Annotated in this window: 11 protein-coding genes; 6 read left to right on the top strand and 5 right to left on the bottom strand. The window is 71.6% G+C overall.

From position 1 onward, the window contains the following. Window positions 1-52: 52 nt before the first annotated feature. On the bottom strand, window positions 53-1,183 hold the full coding sequence (gene chvE, locus WFH25_RS10410; RefSeq protein WP_083295236.1) for a multiple monosaccharide ABC transporter substrate-binding protein: 1,131 nt from the start codon (window positions 1,181-1,183) through the stop codon (window positions 53-55). 179 nt (window positions 1,184-1,362) lie between these two features. Here chvE and WFH25_RS10405 point away from each other — a divergent pair, with 179 nt between their 5' ends. After that, the gene (locus tag WFH25_RS10405) at window positions 1,363-2,412 is read left to right on the top strand and encodes a LacI family DNA-binding transcriptional regulator (protein ID WP_070418196.1); all 1,050 of its coding nucleotides are present in this window, start codon (window positions 1,363-1,365) and stop codon (window positions 2,410-2,412) included. A gap of 114 nt (window positions 2,413-2,526) precedes the next feature. Here the strand turns inward: WFH25_RS10405 and WFH25_RS10400 are convergent, their stop codons facing one another. From WFH25_RS10400 to WFH25_RS10385, 4 genes are all read right to left on the bottom strand, one after another. Further along, window positions 2,527-3,480, bottom strand: coding sequence for a carbohydrate ABC transporter permease (locus WFH25_RS10400; protein ID WP_071295577.1), 954 nt, complete (start codon window positions 3,478-3,480; stop codon window positions 2,527-2,529). Window positions 3,481-3,483: 3 nt separating this feature from the next. Then, complete coding sequence (locus WFH25_RS10395; RefSeq protein ID WP_070418198.1) at window positions 3,484-4,434, bottom strand: carbohydrate ABC transporter permease; 951 nt, start codon at window positions 4,432-4,434, stop codon at window positions 3,484-3,486. 83 nt (window positions 4,435-4,517) lie between these two features. Continuing rightward, window positions 4,518-5,825: an ABC transporter substrate-binding protein gene (locus WFH25_RS10390; RefSeq protein ID WP_336697602.1), complete on the bottom strand. Its 1,308-nt coding sequence runs from the start codon at window positions 5,823-5,825 to the stop codon at window positions 4,518-4,520. A gap of 4 nt (window positions 5,826-5,829) precedes the next feature. Then, window positions 5,830-7,821: a glycoside hydrolase family 127 protein gene (locus WFH25_RS10385; protein WP_336697601.1), complete on the bottom strand. Its 1,992-nt coding sequence runs from the start codon at window positions 7,819-7,821 to the stop codon at window positions 5,830-5,832. A 165-nt stretch (window positions 7,822-7,986) separates the two neighbouring features. Between WFH25_RS10385 and WFH25_RS10380 the strand changes: the two genes are divergently transcribed. From WFH25_RS10380 to WFH25_RS10360, 5 genes are all read left to right on the top strand, one after another. After that, on the top strand, window positions 7,987-9,048 hold the full coding sequence (locus WFH25_RS10380; RefSeq protein WP_336697600.1) for a LacI family DNA-binding transcriptional regulator: 1,062 nt from the start codon (window positions 7,987-7,989) through the stop codon (window positions 9,046-9,048). 268 nt (window positions 9,049-9,316) lie between these two features. After that, entirely contained in the window at window positions 9,317-11,056 is a 1,740-nt protein-coding gene (locus WFH25_RS10375; protein WP_336697599.1) for a xylulokinase, read from the top strand. Then, the gene (locus WFH25_RS10370; protein WP_071295581.1) at window positions 11,053-11,751 is read left to right on the top strand and encodes an L-ribulose-5-phosphate 4-epimerase; all 699 of its coding nucleotides are present in this window, start codon (window positions 11,053-11,055) and stop codon (window positions 11,749-11,751) included. Before WFH25_RS10375 ends, WFH25_RS10370 begins: the two co-directional genes overlap by 4 nt. Then, complete coding sequence (gene araA / locus WFH25_RS10365; RefSeq protein ID WP_336697598.1) at window positions 11,748-13,289, top strand: L-arabinose isomerase; 1,542 nt, start codon at window positions 11,748-11,750, stop codon at window positions 13,287-13,289. Before WFH25_RS10370 ends, araA begins: the two co-directional genes overlap by 4 nt. A 10-nt stretch (window positions 13,290-13,299) precedes the next feature. After that, window positions 13,300-14,559 (top strand): D-arabinono-1,4-lactone oxidase, encoded by a 1,260-nt coding sequence (locus WFH25_RS10360; protein WP_336697597.1) that lies wholly within the window; start codon window positions 13,300-13,302, stop codon window positions 14,557-14,559. Window positions 14,560-14,619 lie beyond the last annotated feature (60 nt).

Raw genomic sequence — 14,619 nt, 5'->3', positions numbered from 1 at the left:
AGGCGCGGGGCGGGGTCGACCCGCGCCTCCAGTCCGACAGATGGGTTGCGTCCTACTTGAGGTCGGCCTCGGTGTAGTAGCCCGAGTCGACGAGGACTTCCTTGTAGTTGTCCTTCGTCACGACGGTCGGCTGGAACAGGTAGGTCGGGACGACCTTGACCTTGTTGTCGTAGCTCTTCGTGTCGTTGACCTCGGGCTTCTTGCCGGTGAGCAGGTCCTCGGCCATGGTGACCGACTGCTTGGCGAGCTTGCGCGTGTCCTTGTAGATGGTCGAGTACTGCTGACCGGCGATGATCGACTTCACGCTGGCCTGCTCGGCGTCCTGCCCCGTGATGGTCGGGAGCGGGCGGTCGCTCGAGCCGTACCCGGCGCCCTGCAGCGCCGAGATGATGCCGATCGACATGCCGTCGTAGGGCGAGAGCACGCCGTTCAGCGTGGTGCCGCCGGAGTACGACTTCGCGATGAGGTTCTGCATGCGGGCCTTGGCGGTCGCCGGGTCCCACTGCTGCGTCGCGGCCTGCGAGAGCTGGTCCTGGCCGGACTGGATCTTCAGGGTGCCGTCTTCGAGGTACGGCTTGAGGGTCTTCATCGCACCGTCGAAGAAGAAGCCCGCGTTGTTGTCGTCGAGCGAGCCGGCGAAGACCTCGATGTTGAAGGGGCCCTTCTCGCCGGTCTTCTTGCCGTCCGCGTCGAGCACGCCGAGGCCGGTGAGCAGGCTCGTCGCCTGGTCGACGCCGACCTTCTCGTTGTCGAACGACACGTAGTAGTCGACGTTCTTGTTGCCCGTGAGCAGGCGGTCGTAGGAGATCACCTTGATGCCGGCCTTGGCGGCGGCGTCGAGCTGGTCGGAGAGCGCTCCGCCGTCGATCGACGCGATGATGAGGACCTTCGCGCCCTTCGTGATCATGTTGCTGACCTGCTGCGCCTGCTGCTGGACCTTGTTGTCGCCGTACTCGAGGTCGACCTTGTAGCCGGCCTTCTCGAGGTCGCTCTTGACGGCGTTGCCGTCCTTGATCCAGCGTTCCGAGACCTTGGTCGGCATCGCGACGCCCACCAGGGCGCCCTTGTTGTCGCCGCTGCTGCTCCCACCGTCGGTGGACGCGCGTCCGCCGGCGGAGCAGCCGGCGAGTGCGATGGCGATGCCGAGGGCGGCGACGCCCGCGACGATCTTGCGCTTCATCATCGAAGTACCTCTGTTCCTGCGCGTCCACGTCGACGCGCTCGGTGCCGGGGCTGCTGTGCCCCGAGGGATTTGCTCGTGTGAGCGCTCACATACTGGGGGTTCCGTGACGGGGTGTCAACTCACCGTGACCGTTTCGCGATCTTGTCGCGTCGGCCGGACTGCGCGGTACGGTTGGCGACGTGACGACCACGACCGCGCTCGGGGACGCCGGCGGCAAACGTCGCAAGGCACCCACGATCTTCGACGTCGCCGAGCGCGCGGGCGTCTCCCACCAGACCGTCTCGCGGGTGATCAACGGCGACCCGACGGTCCGCGAGCAGTTCCGCGCCCAGGTGTCCGACGCGGTCACCGAACTCGGGTACCGGCCCCGTGCCGCCGCCCGGGCGCTCGCCGGGGGGCGCAGTCGGGCGCTCGGCATCATCACCGCCGGGGACGCGCTGTACGGACCGTCGAGCACTGCCATCGGGTTCGAGCGGGCAGCCCGGTCCGCCGGCTACCACGTCCTGCTCTCCACGCTGCCCGACGACCCGCGCCCCGTCGACCTGTCGAACGCCCTCGTGACGCTGCTCGCCCAGGACGTCGCCGCCATCGTGCTCGTCGCCGCCGACAACCGGGTGCTCGACGCCCTCGCCTCGCTGACCGTCCCGGTCTCGGTGCCCGTCGTCGTCGCGAACGCCGTGCAGCGGGACGCGGCAAGGGCCCCGGTGGCACCGAGCGTCGCGGCGGTCGCGATCGACCAGGCGGCGGGGACCTCGCTCGTGATGGAGCACCTGTTCGCCCGCGGGCACCGCCGGATCGTGCACATCGCCGGCCCCGCGGTCTCGCAGGAGTCCGAGGTCCGCCGGGTGACCTACGAGCGGATCATGCGCGACGCCGGACTCGAGCCCGTGGTGCTCGACGGCGACTGGACCCCGGCGAGCGGGTTCGCGGCGGCCCGGACGATCGACGTGCACACGGTCGACGCGGTCTTCGCCGGGAACGACCAGATGGCGCTCGGGGTCCTGCACGCCTTCGCCGACGAGGGACTGCGGGTGCCGGACGACATCGCCGTGGTGGGCTTCGACGACGTTCCCGAGGCGGCGCACTTCACGCCGCCGCTCACCACCGTGCGGCAGGACTTCCGGGCGATGGGGGAGCGGGTGCTCGACACCGTGCGGGCCCTCGTCGAGGGGGAGCCGCGGGACGAGACGTTGCTCGTGCCCGAGCTCGTGGTGCGCCGGAGCGCGTAGGGCGCGGGGCACCGCGCGGGCCGCAGTGTGCGAGGTTCCGCGCGCGGTGCGAGGCTCGCGCCGTCCCACGGAGCGCGGAACCTCGCACACAGCAGAGCGCGGCAGCGCCGACCGTCAGCCCTTCAGCGCGCCGGACGACAGCCCGGCGACGTAGAACCGCTGCAGCCCGACGTAGAGCGCGATGCACGGGATCATCGCCACGACGGACCCGGCCACGAGGTTCCCGTACGACACCTGCCCGTACGCCCCGGTCTGCAGGTTGAGCAGCGCGACGGGCAGCGTGTAGAGCGAGTCCTTCGTGAGGAACGTCAGCGCCCCGAGGAACTCCGTCCACGACGCCAGGAACGCGTACAGCGCGGCCGTCGCGGCACCCGGTAGGAGCAGCGGCCGCAGCACCGACACGACGACCCGGAAGCGCGAGGCCCCGTCGACGAACGCCGAGTCCTCGAGCTCCGTCGGGATCGACTCGAACGCGTTCCGCATCACGAACACCCCGAACGGCAGGTTCACCGTCGTGTAGAAGAGCACGAGCCCGAGCAGGGAGTTCGTGAGCTTCATCGCGTTCATCTCGAGGTACAGCGGCGTGAGGATCGCCTGGAACGGCACCATCATCGTCAGCAGCACCAGCCCGAAGACCACGCCGGAACCGCGGAACCGGAACCGGGCGAACCCGTACCCGGCCATCGTCGCGATCACGGCGGTCAGGACGGCCGTGGCGATCGACACGACGAGCGAGTTCACCACGCCGGTGAGGAGGTGCGACGAGGGGCTGAAGACCGCGGCGAAGTTCTGCCACCCGAGCTGGAAGAACGTCGCCGGGTCGGCCGCCTGCGTGATGACGGCCTCGGACTGGAAGGCCCGCAGGATCGACCAGATGAGCGGGACGCCGAACACCAGCGTCGCGCCGACCCCGGCGATGACGTACAGCGTGCGCTTCACGGCGGTGTCGCGCGGGTGGCGCACGCTGCCCTGGTGGCGGCGACGGCGGCCTCCGTCGCCGGAGGTGGTGAGCGTGCGGGTGGACAGGTCCGGGGCCGCGAGGCCCGCACGGGAAGCGGTGGTGCTCATGGCTCAGTCCTTCTCTCGCAGTGCCCAGAACTGGAACACGGTGACGGCGGCGATGACGACGACGAGGGCGATCGACTCGGCGGTCGCCGCGCCGAGCTGCAGGTTCACGAAGCCGCGGTTGTAGATCGCGTTGACGATCGTCGTGGTCTCCGTGCCCGGCCCGCCCTGGGTCAGGATGTAGAACTGGTTGAACGCGAGCAGTGACCCGATGACCGAGATGATCGCGCTGAGGGCGAGCGTGGAGCGGATCATCGGCATCGTGATGAGGCGTTCGGTCTGCCACCACGAGGCCCCTTCGAGCTGGGCGGACTCGTACACCTCGTCGGGGATGCCCTGCATGGCGGACATCACGAGCACCATGGTCAGCCCGGACACCGCCCAGACGACGAGCACGCAGATGAGCAGCGTCGCGAGCGGGCCGTTCACGAGCCACGCCGTGCTGCCGTCGGTGATCCCGAGCCAGCGCAGCACCATGTTCACCGCGCCGGAGTTCGGTTGTGCCTCGAGCACGAGCATGAACGACAGCGTCGTCAGCCCGACGACGTACGGCAGGAAGAACACCGTGCGCAGGAAGGTCGACCCGCGCCGTCGGGCCCGGATGAGCACGGCGAGGAAGTACCCGAGCGCCAGGATCGGCACCGTCACGATCGCCGTGTAGAGCAGCGTGTACCCGATGGCGTGCACGAACGTCGGGTCCTGGAACAGCGTCAGGTAGTTCTGCAGTCCGATGAACCGGTACGGGCCGATCAGGGGCCAGTTCGTGAACGAGATGTAGAGCGCGAACACCAGCGGCGCGAGGACGAACACCGCGACGAACACGATCGCCGGGGTGACGAGCACGGCGCCGGTGCGCGGCGGGTGCGTGAGCGAGTTCCGGGACGGACCCGGGCGGCTGACGCCACGGCCGACGGTCGGACGGCCGGCGCCGGTCCGTCGGTTGGAGACGGTGGTCATGTCTGCACCTCTCTGTGCAACGAGCGAACGAGCGAACGAGCGAGCGAGCGAACGAGCGAGCGAGCGAACGAACGAACGGTCGCTCAGGCCTGGACCTGGTCGAGGATGCGGGTGTAGTCCGACTGCGCCGTCTTCATGGCCGCAGCGGCCCCCGAGCCGAACACCGCCTCGCGGAACATCGCGAAGTAGGGCGACGAGGGCTGGTTGACGAGCAGGTTGTACGCGAGCGTCTGCGGCGCGTACCCCTTCTCGATCGCGTCGAGCGGGCCGAACGCGAGCGGGTACTTCTTCCGGTACGCGGGTGTCGCGGCGTCGGACCGGGTCGGGAAGTACCCGCCGTCCGGCAGCGCCTGCTGTTGCTGCAGACCGTTCGCGTACTGCATGAACGCCCAGCCCCCGGACGGGTTCGCCGCCCCGTTCGGGATGCACATGTTGTCGCCCCCGTCGAAGAACGAGCGCTTGCCGTCCCACGACGGGATGAGCACCGTCTGCATCTTCGCGCGCATCGCCTTCGTCGCGGCGGGCACGGTCGCACCGTACGAGGTCGGGAAGATGCCGACCTTGCCGGCCCGGAAGTCGGCACCCCACGTGGTCCCGGCGTCCGCGTAGGTCGCCTTCGACAGCACGCCGTCCTTCCACAGCTGCCGGTAGAACTCGAGCATGCGTTCGAGCGCCTCGTTGCCGGTGATGTTCGCCGTCTGCTTGCCGACCTCACCGGACATCATGTCGACGCCGGTGGCCCAGACGTGCGGCTGCGTGACGAACCCGATGATGCCGGCGGCGTTGCCCGAGATCGACCACCCGTACACGTCGGCGCCGGGCTTCCGGATCGCCTTCGCGGCGGCGAGCAGCGAGTCGAGGTCCTTCGTCGCGTCCTCGACGTCGAGGCCGGCCCGGTCGAACAGCTCGGTGTTGACGAACAACTGCGAGTTGTCCGCCAGGTACGGCAGCCCGTAGTACCGGTCGCGGTACTCGAGCAGCCGGAGGTGGCCGGGCGAGATCGCGTCGAAGTAGTCGAGCCCCTTCACGACGTCGGTGAGGTCGGCGAACGCCTCGCGGAAGATGAACAGCTGCGAGTTGATGTCGTCGATGTCCACGACGTCCGGCGGCTCACCACCACGGATCGCGGTCGCGAGCTTCGTCACGTACTGCCCGTCCGGCACCGGCGTCAGCTCGACCTGCAGCTTCGGGTTCGCCTTGTTGAACCCGGCGACCGCCGCCGTCAGTCCGGCCTGCGTCGCGGAGCGGCACCAGACGTGCACGGTGCCGGTCGCGTTCCGGCCGAAGCTCGCGACGCGCGCGTCGACCTTCGGCAGGGTGCCGGAGCACCCCGCCAGGGCGAGGGCCGCCCCGCCGGCGAGACCGCCGGCGAGGAACGCTCTGCGGTCCATCGTGTCACCGCGCCAGCGGGAGCCAGACGCGCATCGGCGCGGCTCCGCGGTTCGCCCAGGCGTAGTACGGGACCGCGGTGGCGGTGACGTCCTGGAGGCGCGTGGCGGCCGCCGTGGACCCGGCCGCGTCGTCGACGCTGGTCGCCGCACCTGCGTGATCCGTTCCTCCTGGACCGTCCAGTCGGCGGTACGGCCACGCTGCCTGCGCGTGCTCGGCCGGGGCGTGTCCGGCGACGCGCAGCGTGACGACGCCGTCGAGGAGCCCGTCCTGGCGCTCCTCGGTGATCGGCGCGTCGGCGTCGACCGTCAGGTCGTCGACCGTGAAGCCCTGCTGGTCCGCCTGCTCGACCGCGTACACGAGCGGCCCGCGCTCGATGGCGACCTGCCCGCGTGCGGCGTCGATCCGGGCGTCGGCGACGTACCGGTGCGGCGTCGTGTCGAAGACGAGCTCGACGGTGTCGCCGGCCGTCCACTCGCGGTCGATGACGTGCAGCGTGCCCGCGGCGGGGCTGGCCGTGCCGTCCGGACCCTGCACCGTCGTGGTGTCCGACCACGACGGGATCCGCAGGCCGAGGGCGAGCGGGCCGTCCGCGGTGACGGTGACCACCACGCGGCCGTCGTGCGGGTACCCGGTCTCGACGTCGACGCGGCCGAGCGAGGCCGTGGCGTACTGGTGCAGCTGGAGGCCGCCGTCGGTCGCGGTGGCGAGGTAGCCGTCGAGGCTCGCGAACGTCCGCATGATGTTCGGCGGGCAGCAGGCGCAGTCGAACCAGCCGCGGCGGCCGTGCGCGGGGGAGCGGTTCTCGTCCTGGTGCGCGTGGTCACGCTGCTGCAGCGGGTTCACGTAGAAGTACTCGGTGCCGGCGAGGCTCACGCCCGCGAGGAACGCGTTGTACAGCAGTCGCTCGATCGCGTCGGCGTACACGGGCTTCCCGGTCGCGAGGAGCAGGCGCCAGGCCCACTGGATCCCGCCGATGGCCGCACAGGTCTCGGCGTACCCGCGGTCGGTGGGGAGTTCGTACGGGTCGCCGAACGCCTCCCAGTCCCAGCGCGCGCCGAGACCGCCGGTGATGAACGCCTTCGTGGCCATCATGTCCGCGAACTGCGTCTCGCTCGCGGTCAGGAGCTCGGTGTCGCCGGTCTCGATCGCGACGTCCACGGCGCCGGCCGCGAGGTACACGGCGCGGACCGCGTGGCCCTCGACGGTCGTCGCCTGCCGGCTCGGGACCCGGTCGGAGAAGTACGTCGGCTCGCCGCCGGCGCGCTCGATGATGCCGGTGCCCCGGGCGTCGACGAACCAGTGCGCGAGGTCGAGGTACTCGCGGTTGCCGGTCTCGCGGTAGAGCTCCACGAGGCCCATCTCGACCACCGGGTGGCCGTCGACGTCGCGGACCTTCGGCGTGCCGTCCGGTGCGGTCCCGTCGCCGAACGTGCGGACGAGGTGGTCCGCGTTCTTGATCGCGACGTCGAGCAGCCCGGTGTCGCCCGTCGCGCGGTGCTGTGCCACGGCCGCCTGGTACAGGTGTCCGGCGCAGTACATCTCGTGGCTCCACTTGAGGTCCGTGTACCGCTCGCCCTTCCCGCGGATCTGCTGCACGGAGTCGAGGTAGCCGTCGTCGGCCTGCGCCTGGGCGTACAGGGCGGTGACCTCGCGCTGGAGTTCCAGCAGGTCCTCGGCAGGGGCTCGGCCGTACTCCCACGCCACCGCCTCGAGCCACTTCGTGACGTCGGAGTCCATGAAGATCGGGCCGGTCGCGTCGCCCTCCTCGAGACCGGCGGCGATGCGGAGGTTCCGGAAGTTCCCGGCCGCCTCGAGCAGGGCGTACCCGCCGCGGACCGCGTCGCGGCCGTTCCGCTCCTGTCGGAGGGCCCAGAAGCCGCCGGTGATCCGGGCGTCACCCGTGGGCAGCGGACGGAGCGTCAGGTGCGCGTCCGCGGTCGGGAGGACCGGGGTCGCGGTGTGCGCGCGGCTGTCGGTCGCGAGCGTGGTGGTCATGTCGCCTCCTTGCGATGTGACTCAGGCCGGGTCCGGTTCCGTGCTGGTTCCGGAAAACGGTTTCTGCGGAGGACGTTACGACACGACCTGGAGGCGCGCAAGGGCGTCTTCTCACATCGTGCGTATAGTCATGGTCAGTTTCCCGCATCCGGAAAGGGGTTTGCCGTGACACTGGAGCGCGCTGGGCGGACCGTCCGGATCACCGACGTCGCGGCGCTCGCCGGCGTGTCGATCGGCACCGCCTCGAAGGCCCTGAACGGCACCGGGCAGCTCCGCGAGTCGACGCGCGCCCGGGTGAAGGACGCCGCCGAGAAGCTCGGGTTCGTCGGCGACGCCCGGGCCCGCGCGCTCTCCTCGGGACGGACCTACACGGTGGGCATGATCACGACGGACTCGTTCGGCCGGTTCTCGATCCCGGTGCTCCTCGGCGCTGAGGACGCCCTCTCCGCCGGGCAGATGGCCGTGCTGCTGTGCGACACCCGCGACGACCACGTCCGCGAGGCCCACTACCTCCGCTCGCTCGCCGCCCGCGGGGTCGACGGCATCATCGTGACCGGCCGTTCCGCCGACGCCCGGCCGCCGATCGACGTGCCGATCCCGGTCGTGTACGCGTTCACGCCCTCGACCGACCCGGACGACGTGTCGGTCACGCTCGACGACGCCGCCGGGTCGGCGGCCGTCGCCGCGCACGTGCTGTCGACCGGGCGACGGCGTGTGGCGATCGTCACGGGGCCCGAGCGGCACCGGTCGGCGGTCCGGCGTGTGTCCGGCGCCACCGAGGTGCTCGGCGCGAGCCTTGTGGCCGAACCGCTGTACGGCGAGTGGTCGGAGCGGTGGGGGCGGCAGGCGGTGGACGTGCTGGCGCGGGGCGTGGGGCTCGCGTCGGCGGGGACCGGGACCGGGGCCGCGGCCGGGGCGGCGTCCGGGTCGGGTGCGCTCGGCGTGGATGCGATCGTCTGCGGGAGCGACCAGATCGCGCGGGGCGTGTGCGATCGGCTGCGGGAGCTCGGGCTGTCCGTGCCGGACGACGTCGCGGTCGCCGGGTTCGACGACTGGGACGTGATGGCGCTCGCGAGCCGGCCGCCGCTGACCACGGTGGACCTGCGCCTCGAGGAGCTCGGGCGCGTTGCGGGTCGGGCGCTGCTCGATCTCATCGACGGGGGCGCTGCGGAGTCCGCGACCGTGACTCCGTCCCTGGTCGTCCGCGAGAGCACCGTCGGCGCGTAGGGCCCCGCGCGGGGCGCCAGCCGGCGGGCGGGCCGAGGTCGCACGACTCGCCGTGGCCTGGTCGGTCAGGTCGCACGACGTGCCGTTCGGGGCGGCGGCGAGCGGCAGTTCGTGCGACCTCGCCGAGCGCGGGCGGGCGGCGGCGTGCGGCGGCGAGCGGCGGTTCGTGCGACCTGGGCGGGCGCGGGCGTGGCGGCGTTGCGGGAGTGAGCGCTCACGTGCCAGGATGTGAGCGCTCACGGAGGACGACGAGGTTCTGGAGGAACGCATGGGCGACGACCGCAGGCAGCAGGTCGTGGACGGCCGCACCACGCTCGGGATCGAGCTCGGCTCCACCCGCATCAAGGCGTGCCTCGTGGACGAGGACCTCGTCCCCATCGCCGCGGGCGCCCACGAGTGGGAGAACGAGTTCGTCGACGGGCGCTGGACGTACTCGCTCGAGGCCGTCGAGACCGGACTCCGCGCGGCCTACGCCGCCCTCGTGGCCGATGTGGAGGCCCAGTACGGCGTCACCCCGACGACCTTCCGCGCCGCCGGCGTGAGCGCGATGATGCACGGCTACCTCGCGTTCGACGCCGCGGGCGAGCTGCTCGTGCCGTTCCGCACCTGGCGCAACACCTCGACCGGCCCCGCCGCCGAACGACTCAGCGACGCCCTCGGGTTCAACATCCCGCTGCGCTGGTCCATCGCGCACCTGTACCAGGCCGTCCTCGACGACGAGCCGCACGTCGCCGACCTCGCGAGCGTCACGACCCTCGCCGGGTACGTGCACCGACGGCTCACGGGGCGGGACGTGCTCGGCGTCGGCGATGCGAGCGGTGTCTTCCCGATCGACAGCACCCCGACGGACAGCGGTCCGGGCGACCCCGGCACGCGCGACTACGACGGCGCGATGCTCCGGACGGCCGAGGACCTGATCGGGGTCGGGGACCTCCGGGCGCTCCTGCCCGAGGTGCTCGTCGCCGGGGACGACGCGGGAGCCCTCACCCCCGAGGGCGCTGCATGGCTCGACCCGTCCGGCACCCTGCTCCCTGGTGTTCCCCTCTGCCCGCCCGAGGGCGACGCCGGCACGGGCATGGTCGCGACGAACGCCGTCGCACCGCGCACGGGCAACGTCAGCGTCGGCACGAGCATCTTCGCGATGGTCGTGCTGGAGCACCCGCTCGCGACCCCGCACGAGGAGCTCGACGTCGTCACCACGCCCTCCGGGGACGCCGTCGCGATGGTGCACTGCAACAACGGTGCGAGCGAGATCGCGAGCTGGGCGCGCGTGTTCGGCCGGTTCGCCGAGGCCGCGAGCGAGCGCACCGGCAGCACGGCACCGGACATGGACACCGTCTACGCGACACTGCTGGCCGAAGCCGAGCACGCGGACCCCGACGCCGGCGGCCTGCTCTCCTTCAACTACCTCGCCGGGGAGCCCGTCACGCACGTCGAGGACGGCCGACCCCTGCTGCTCCGGACCCCGGACGCACGCTTCACGCTCGGCAACCTCGTGCGCTCCGAGGTGCACGGTGCCTTCGCCACCCTCGCGATCGGCATGGACGTTCTGCACGGCGAGGAGGTCCAGGTCGACCGGATGACTGCCCACGGCGGGCTCTTCCGGACGCCCGGCGCACCGCAACGCCTGCTCGCAGCCGCCCTCCGCGTGCCCGTCGCGCTCGAGGAGACCGCGGGCGAGGGCGGTGCGTGGGGGATCGCGGTGCTCGCCGCCTACCTCGAGCACACCGACCAGCACCTGGCGGACTTCCTCGCCGACACGGTGTTCGGGGGTGACGCCGTGCACGTGGCCGAGCCCGAGCCGGCCGACGTCGACGGGTTCCAGACGTACCTCGAGCGCTACCGGCGGGCCCTGCCCGTCCAGGACGTCGCCGCCGCCGCGACCCGCCCCGAAGCGACCCCCGCAAGCACCGACACCAGCGCCAGCGCCAGCGCGACCACCCCCGGAGCCGAGCCGACGACGGCAGGCGAGCCGCGCCTCCAGGCCGAGAAGGAGCCGACCCGATGACCACCGACACCCAGCAGGCCGTCGCCGCCACCCGCGAACGCGTCGCCCGGCTGCACGGCGAACTCGTCCGCTACGGCCTCGTGATCTGGACCGGTGGCAACGTCTCCGAGCGGGTGCCGGGCACGGACCTCTTCGTCATCAAGCCGAGCGGCGTGTCCAGCGACGACCTGACCCCCGGGAACCAGGTCGTCTGCACGCTCGACGGGGTGCCGGCCGACGGCTGGGAGAACAGCCACGGGCCGAGCTCCGACACCGCCGCGCACGCCTACGTCTACCGGAACATGCCGGAGGTCGGCGGCGTCGTGCACACCCACTCGACGTACGCGACGGCGTGGGCGGCACGGGCGGAGCCCATCCCGTGCGTGATCACCGCGATGGCGGACGAGTTCGGCGGACCGATCCCGGTCGGGCCGTTCGCGATCATCGGCGACGACTCGATCGGACACGGCATCGTCGAGACCCTCGCCGGCCACCGCTCGCGTGCGGTGCTCATGCAGAACCACGGCGTCTTCACGATCGGCCGCGACGCGAAGGACGCCGTGAAGGCCGCCGTGATGTGCGAGGACGTCGCCCGGACCGTGCACATCGCGAAGCAGGGCGGGGACGTCGTCCCGATCGCCGAAGCAGACATCGACCGACTCTTCGATCGCTACCAGAACGTCTACGGACAGACCCCCGAAGGAGCACTCCAGTGACCCACGACACAGCGACGCACGTCGTCGACCCCGCCGAGACGTTGGCGGGCTACGAGGTCTGGTTCCTCACCGGGTCCCAGGGGCTGTACGGCGAGGAGACCCTGCGCCAGGTGGAGTCGCAGAGCAAGCACGTGCACGAGACGCTTGCGCCGCACGTGCCGGTGAAGCTCGTCTGGAAGCCCGTGCTGAAGGACGCCGACGGCATCCGGCGCGCCCTCATCGAGGCCAGCGCGGACGACAGGGTCATCGGTGTGACGACGTGGATGCACACGTTCAGCCCCGCGAAGATGTGGATCGGCGGCCTGCAGGCGCTCACGAAGCCGCTGCTGCACCTGCACACCCAGGCGAACGTCACGCTGCCCTGGGCGGACATCGACTTCGACTTCATGAACCTCAACCAGGCGGCGCACGGTGACCGCGAGTTCGGGTACGCCCTGGCGCGCCTCGGCGTCCGGCACGCCACCGCCGTCGGGCACGTCTCGGACCCCCGCGTCCAGCAGCGGGTCGCGAACTGGACCCGCGCCGCCGCCGGTGCCGCGGCCGTGCGGGAGCTCAAGCTCACCCGGTTCGGCGACAACATGCGGTACGTCGCGGTCACCGAGGGTGACAAGACCGAGGCGGAGATCGAGCTCGGCGTGCAGGTGAACACCTGGGCCGTCAACGAGCTGGCCGAGGCGGTCGCCTCGGCGGAAGCCGACACGGCAGCGGTCGATGCGCTCGTCGCGACCTACCAGCAGGACTACGACGTCGACCCGTCGCTCCGTGACGGTGGTGACCGCCACCAGTCCCTCCGCGACGGCGCCGCGATCGAGATCGGCCTCCGCACCCTGCTCGCGCAGAACGGGTCCGCCGCCTTCACCACCAACTTCGAGGACCTCGGCACGCTCAAGCAGCTGCCCGGCCTCGCCGTGCAGCGACTGATGGCCGACGGGTACGGCTTCGGTGCCGAGGGCGACTGGAAGACCGCCGTCCTCGTCCGTGCGATGAACGTCGCCGGCGCCGGCCTCCCCGGGGGCGCGTCGCTCATGGAGGACTACACGTACGACCTCACGCCGGGTGCCGAGAAGATCCTCGGCGCGCACATGCTCGAGGTCTCGCCGACCCTCACCACCACGAAGCCGACGCTCGAGATCCACCCGCTCGGCATCGGCGGCAAGGACGACCCGGTGCGCCTGGTCTTCACCGCCGACGCCGGCGAGGCCGTCGTGGTCGCGCTCTCCGACACCCGCGACGGCTTCCGCCTCACGGCGAACGTCGTGGACGTCGTCCCGCCGACCGCCGCGTTGCCGAAGCTGCCCGTCGGACGCGCCGTCTGGGAGCCGCGCCCGTCGTTCCCCGTCGCCGCCGAGGCCTGGCTCACCGCCGGCGCCGCCCACCACACCGTCATGACGACGGCCGTCGGCCTGCAGGTGGTCGAGGACTTCGCGACCATGGTCGGCACGGAGTTCCTCGTCATCGACGAGCACACCACCGAGCGCGGGTTCCGCGACGAGCTGCGCCTCCAGCAGACGTGGCACCGTCTCGACCGGGGGTTCTAGGCTCGTGACCGTGAGCGCGACGACGCGGACGAACTGGGCGGGCAACGTCACCTACCGGGCGTCCGGCCTGGCGCGCCCGACGTCGGTCGACGAGCTGCAGCAGCTCGTCGCGTCGACGCCGCGCCTGACGGCGCTCGGGTCACGGCACTCGTTCAACACGATCGCCGACACGGACGCGCTCCAGGTGTCGCTGGCGGACCTGCCGCCGGTGCTCGACATCGACGAGGACCGGCGGGTCGTGCGCGTCGCCGCCGGCATGATCCACAGCCAGGTGGCCGCGGGCCTGGAGGCGCGGGGCTGGGCACTCGCGAACCTCGCCTCCCTGCCGCACATCTCCACCGCCGGAGCGGTCGCCACCGGCACGCACGGCTCCGGCGTGCGCAACCCGTCGCTCGCGCAGGCGGTCGTCGGTCTCGAGGTCGTCCGCGCTTCCGGAGACCTGGCGTTCGTCGATGCGTCGACACCGGACGGTTCCCTCGACGCGCACCGGGTGGCGCTCGGCGCGCTCGGTGTCGTCACCGCGGTGGAGCTCGCGATCGAGCCCACCTTCCAGGTCGCCACGACCGTGCACCTCGACCTGCCGTGGGGCGCCGTCGCGGAGCACTTCGACGAGGTCGTGTCGGACGCGTACTCGGTGTCGCTGTTCACCTCGTTCGACGACCGCGGAGCCCGGCAGGTCTGGGTCAAGCACCGCGTGGGCGAACCGGCACCGGCCGTCGACCTCGTCGCGCTCGGCGCCCGTCCCGCCGACGGCCCGGTGCACCCGGGGGAGAACGACCCCGCCGGCGTCACCGAGCAGGGCGGCGTGCCGGGGCCGTGGTCCGAGCGGCTCCCGCACTTCCGGTCCTCGTTCACGCCGTCGACCGGGGCGGAGATCCAGGCGGAGTACCTGCTGCCGGCTGGTTCCGCGGTCGACGCACTGCAGGCGCTCCGACCCTTGGAGTCGCTGTTCGCGCCGATCCTCATCGCGGCCGAGGTCCGGACGATCGCCGCCGACACCGCCTGGCTCGCACCGTCCTCGGAGCGGCAGTCGGTCGGCATCCACTTCACGTTCCGGCGGGACGCGAGCGCGGTGGCAGCCGCGGTGGAGCGGATCGAGGAGGTCCTCGCGCCGTTCGACGCCCGCCCGCATTGGGGGAAGGTGTCGGCGGCGAGTGCCGAACGGCTGCACGAGGTGTACCCGCGGCTGTCCGACTTCGCCGCGCTCGCCCGTGACCTCGACCCGACCGGACGGTTCCGGAACGCGTTCCTCGCGCGCATCCTGACCTGACCGGGGGTCAGCGCTCCCAGGGGCTTCGGATGACATCTCCGGCCGATCCACCGGGGCGTT

The organism is Curtobacterium sp. USHLN213 (genome assembly GCF_037144815.1).
Taxonomy (GTDB): Bacteria; Actinomycetota; Actinomycetes; order Actinomycetales; family Microbacteriaceae; genus Curtobacterium.
The sequence above is the reverse complement of the archived record's forward strand: the minus strand, read 5'-3'. Positions and strand labels throughout refer to the sequence as shown.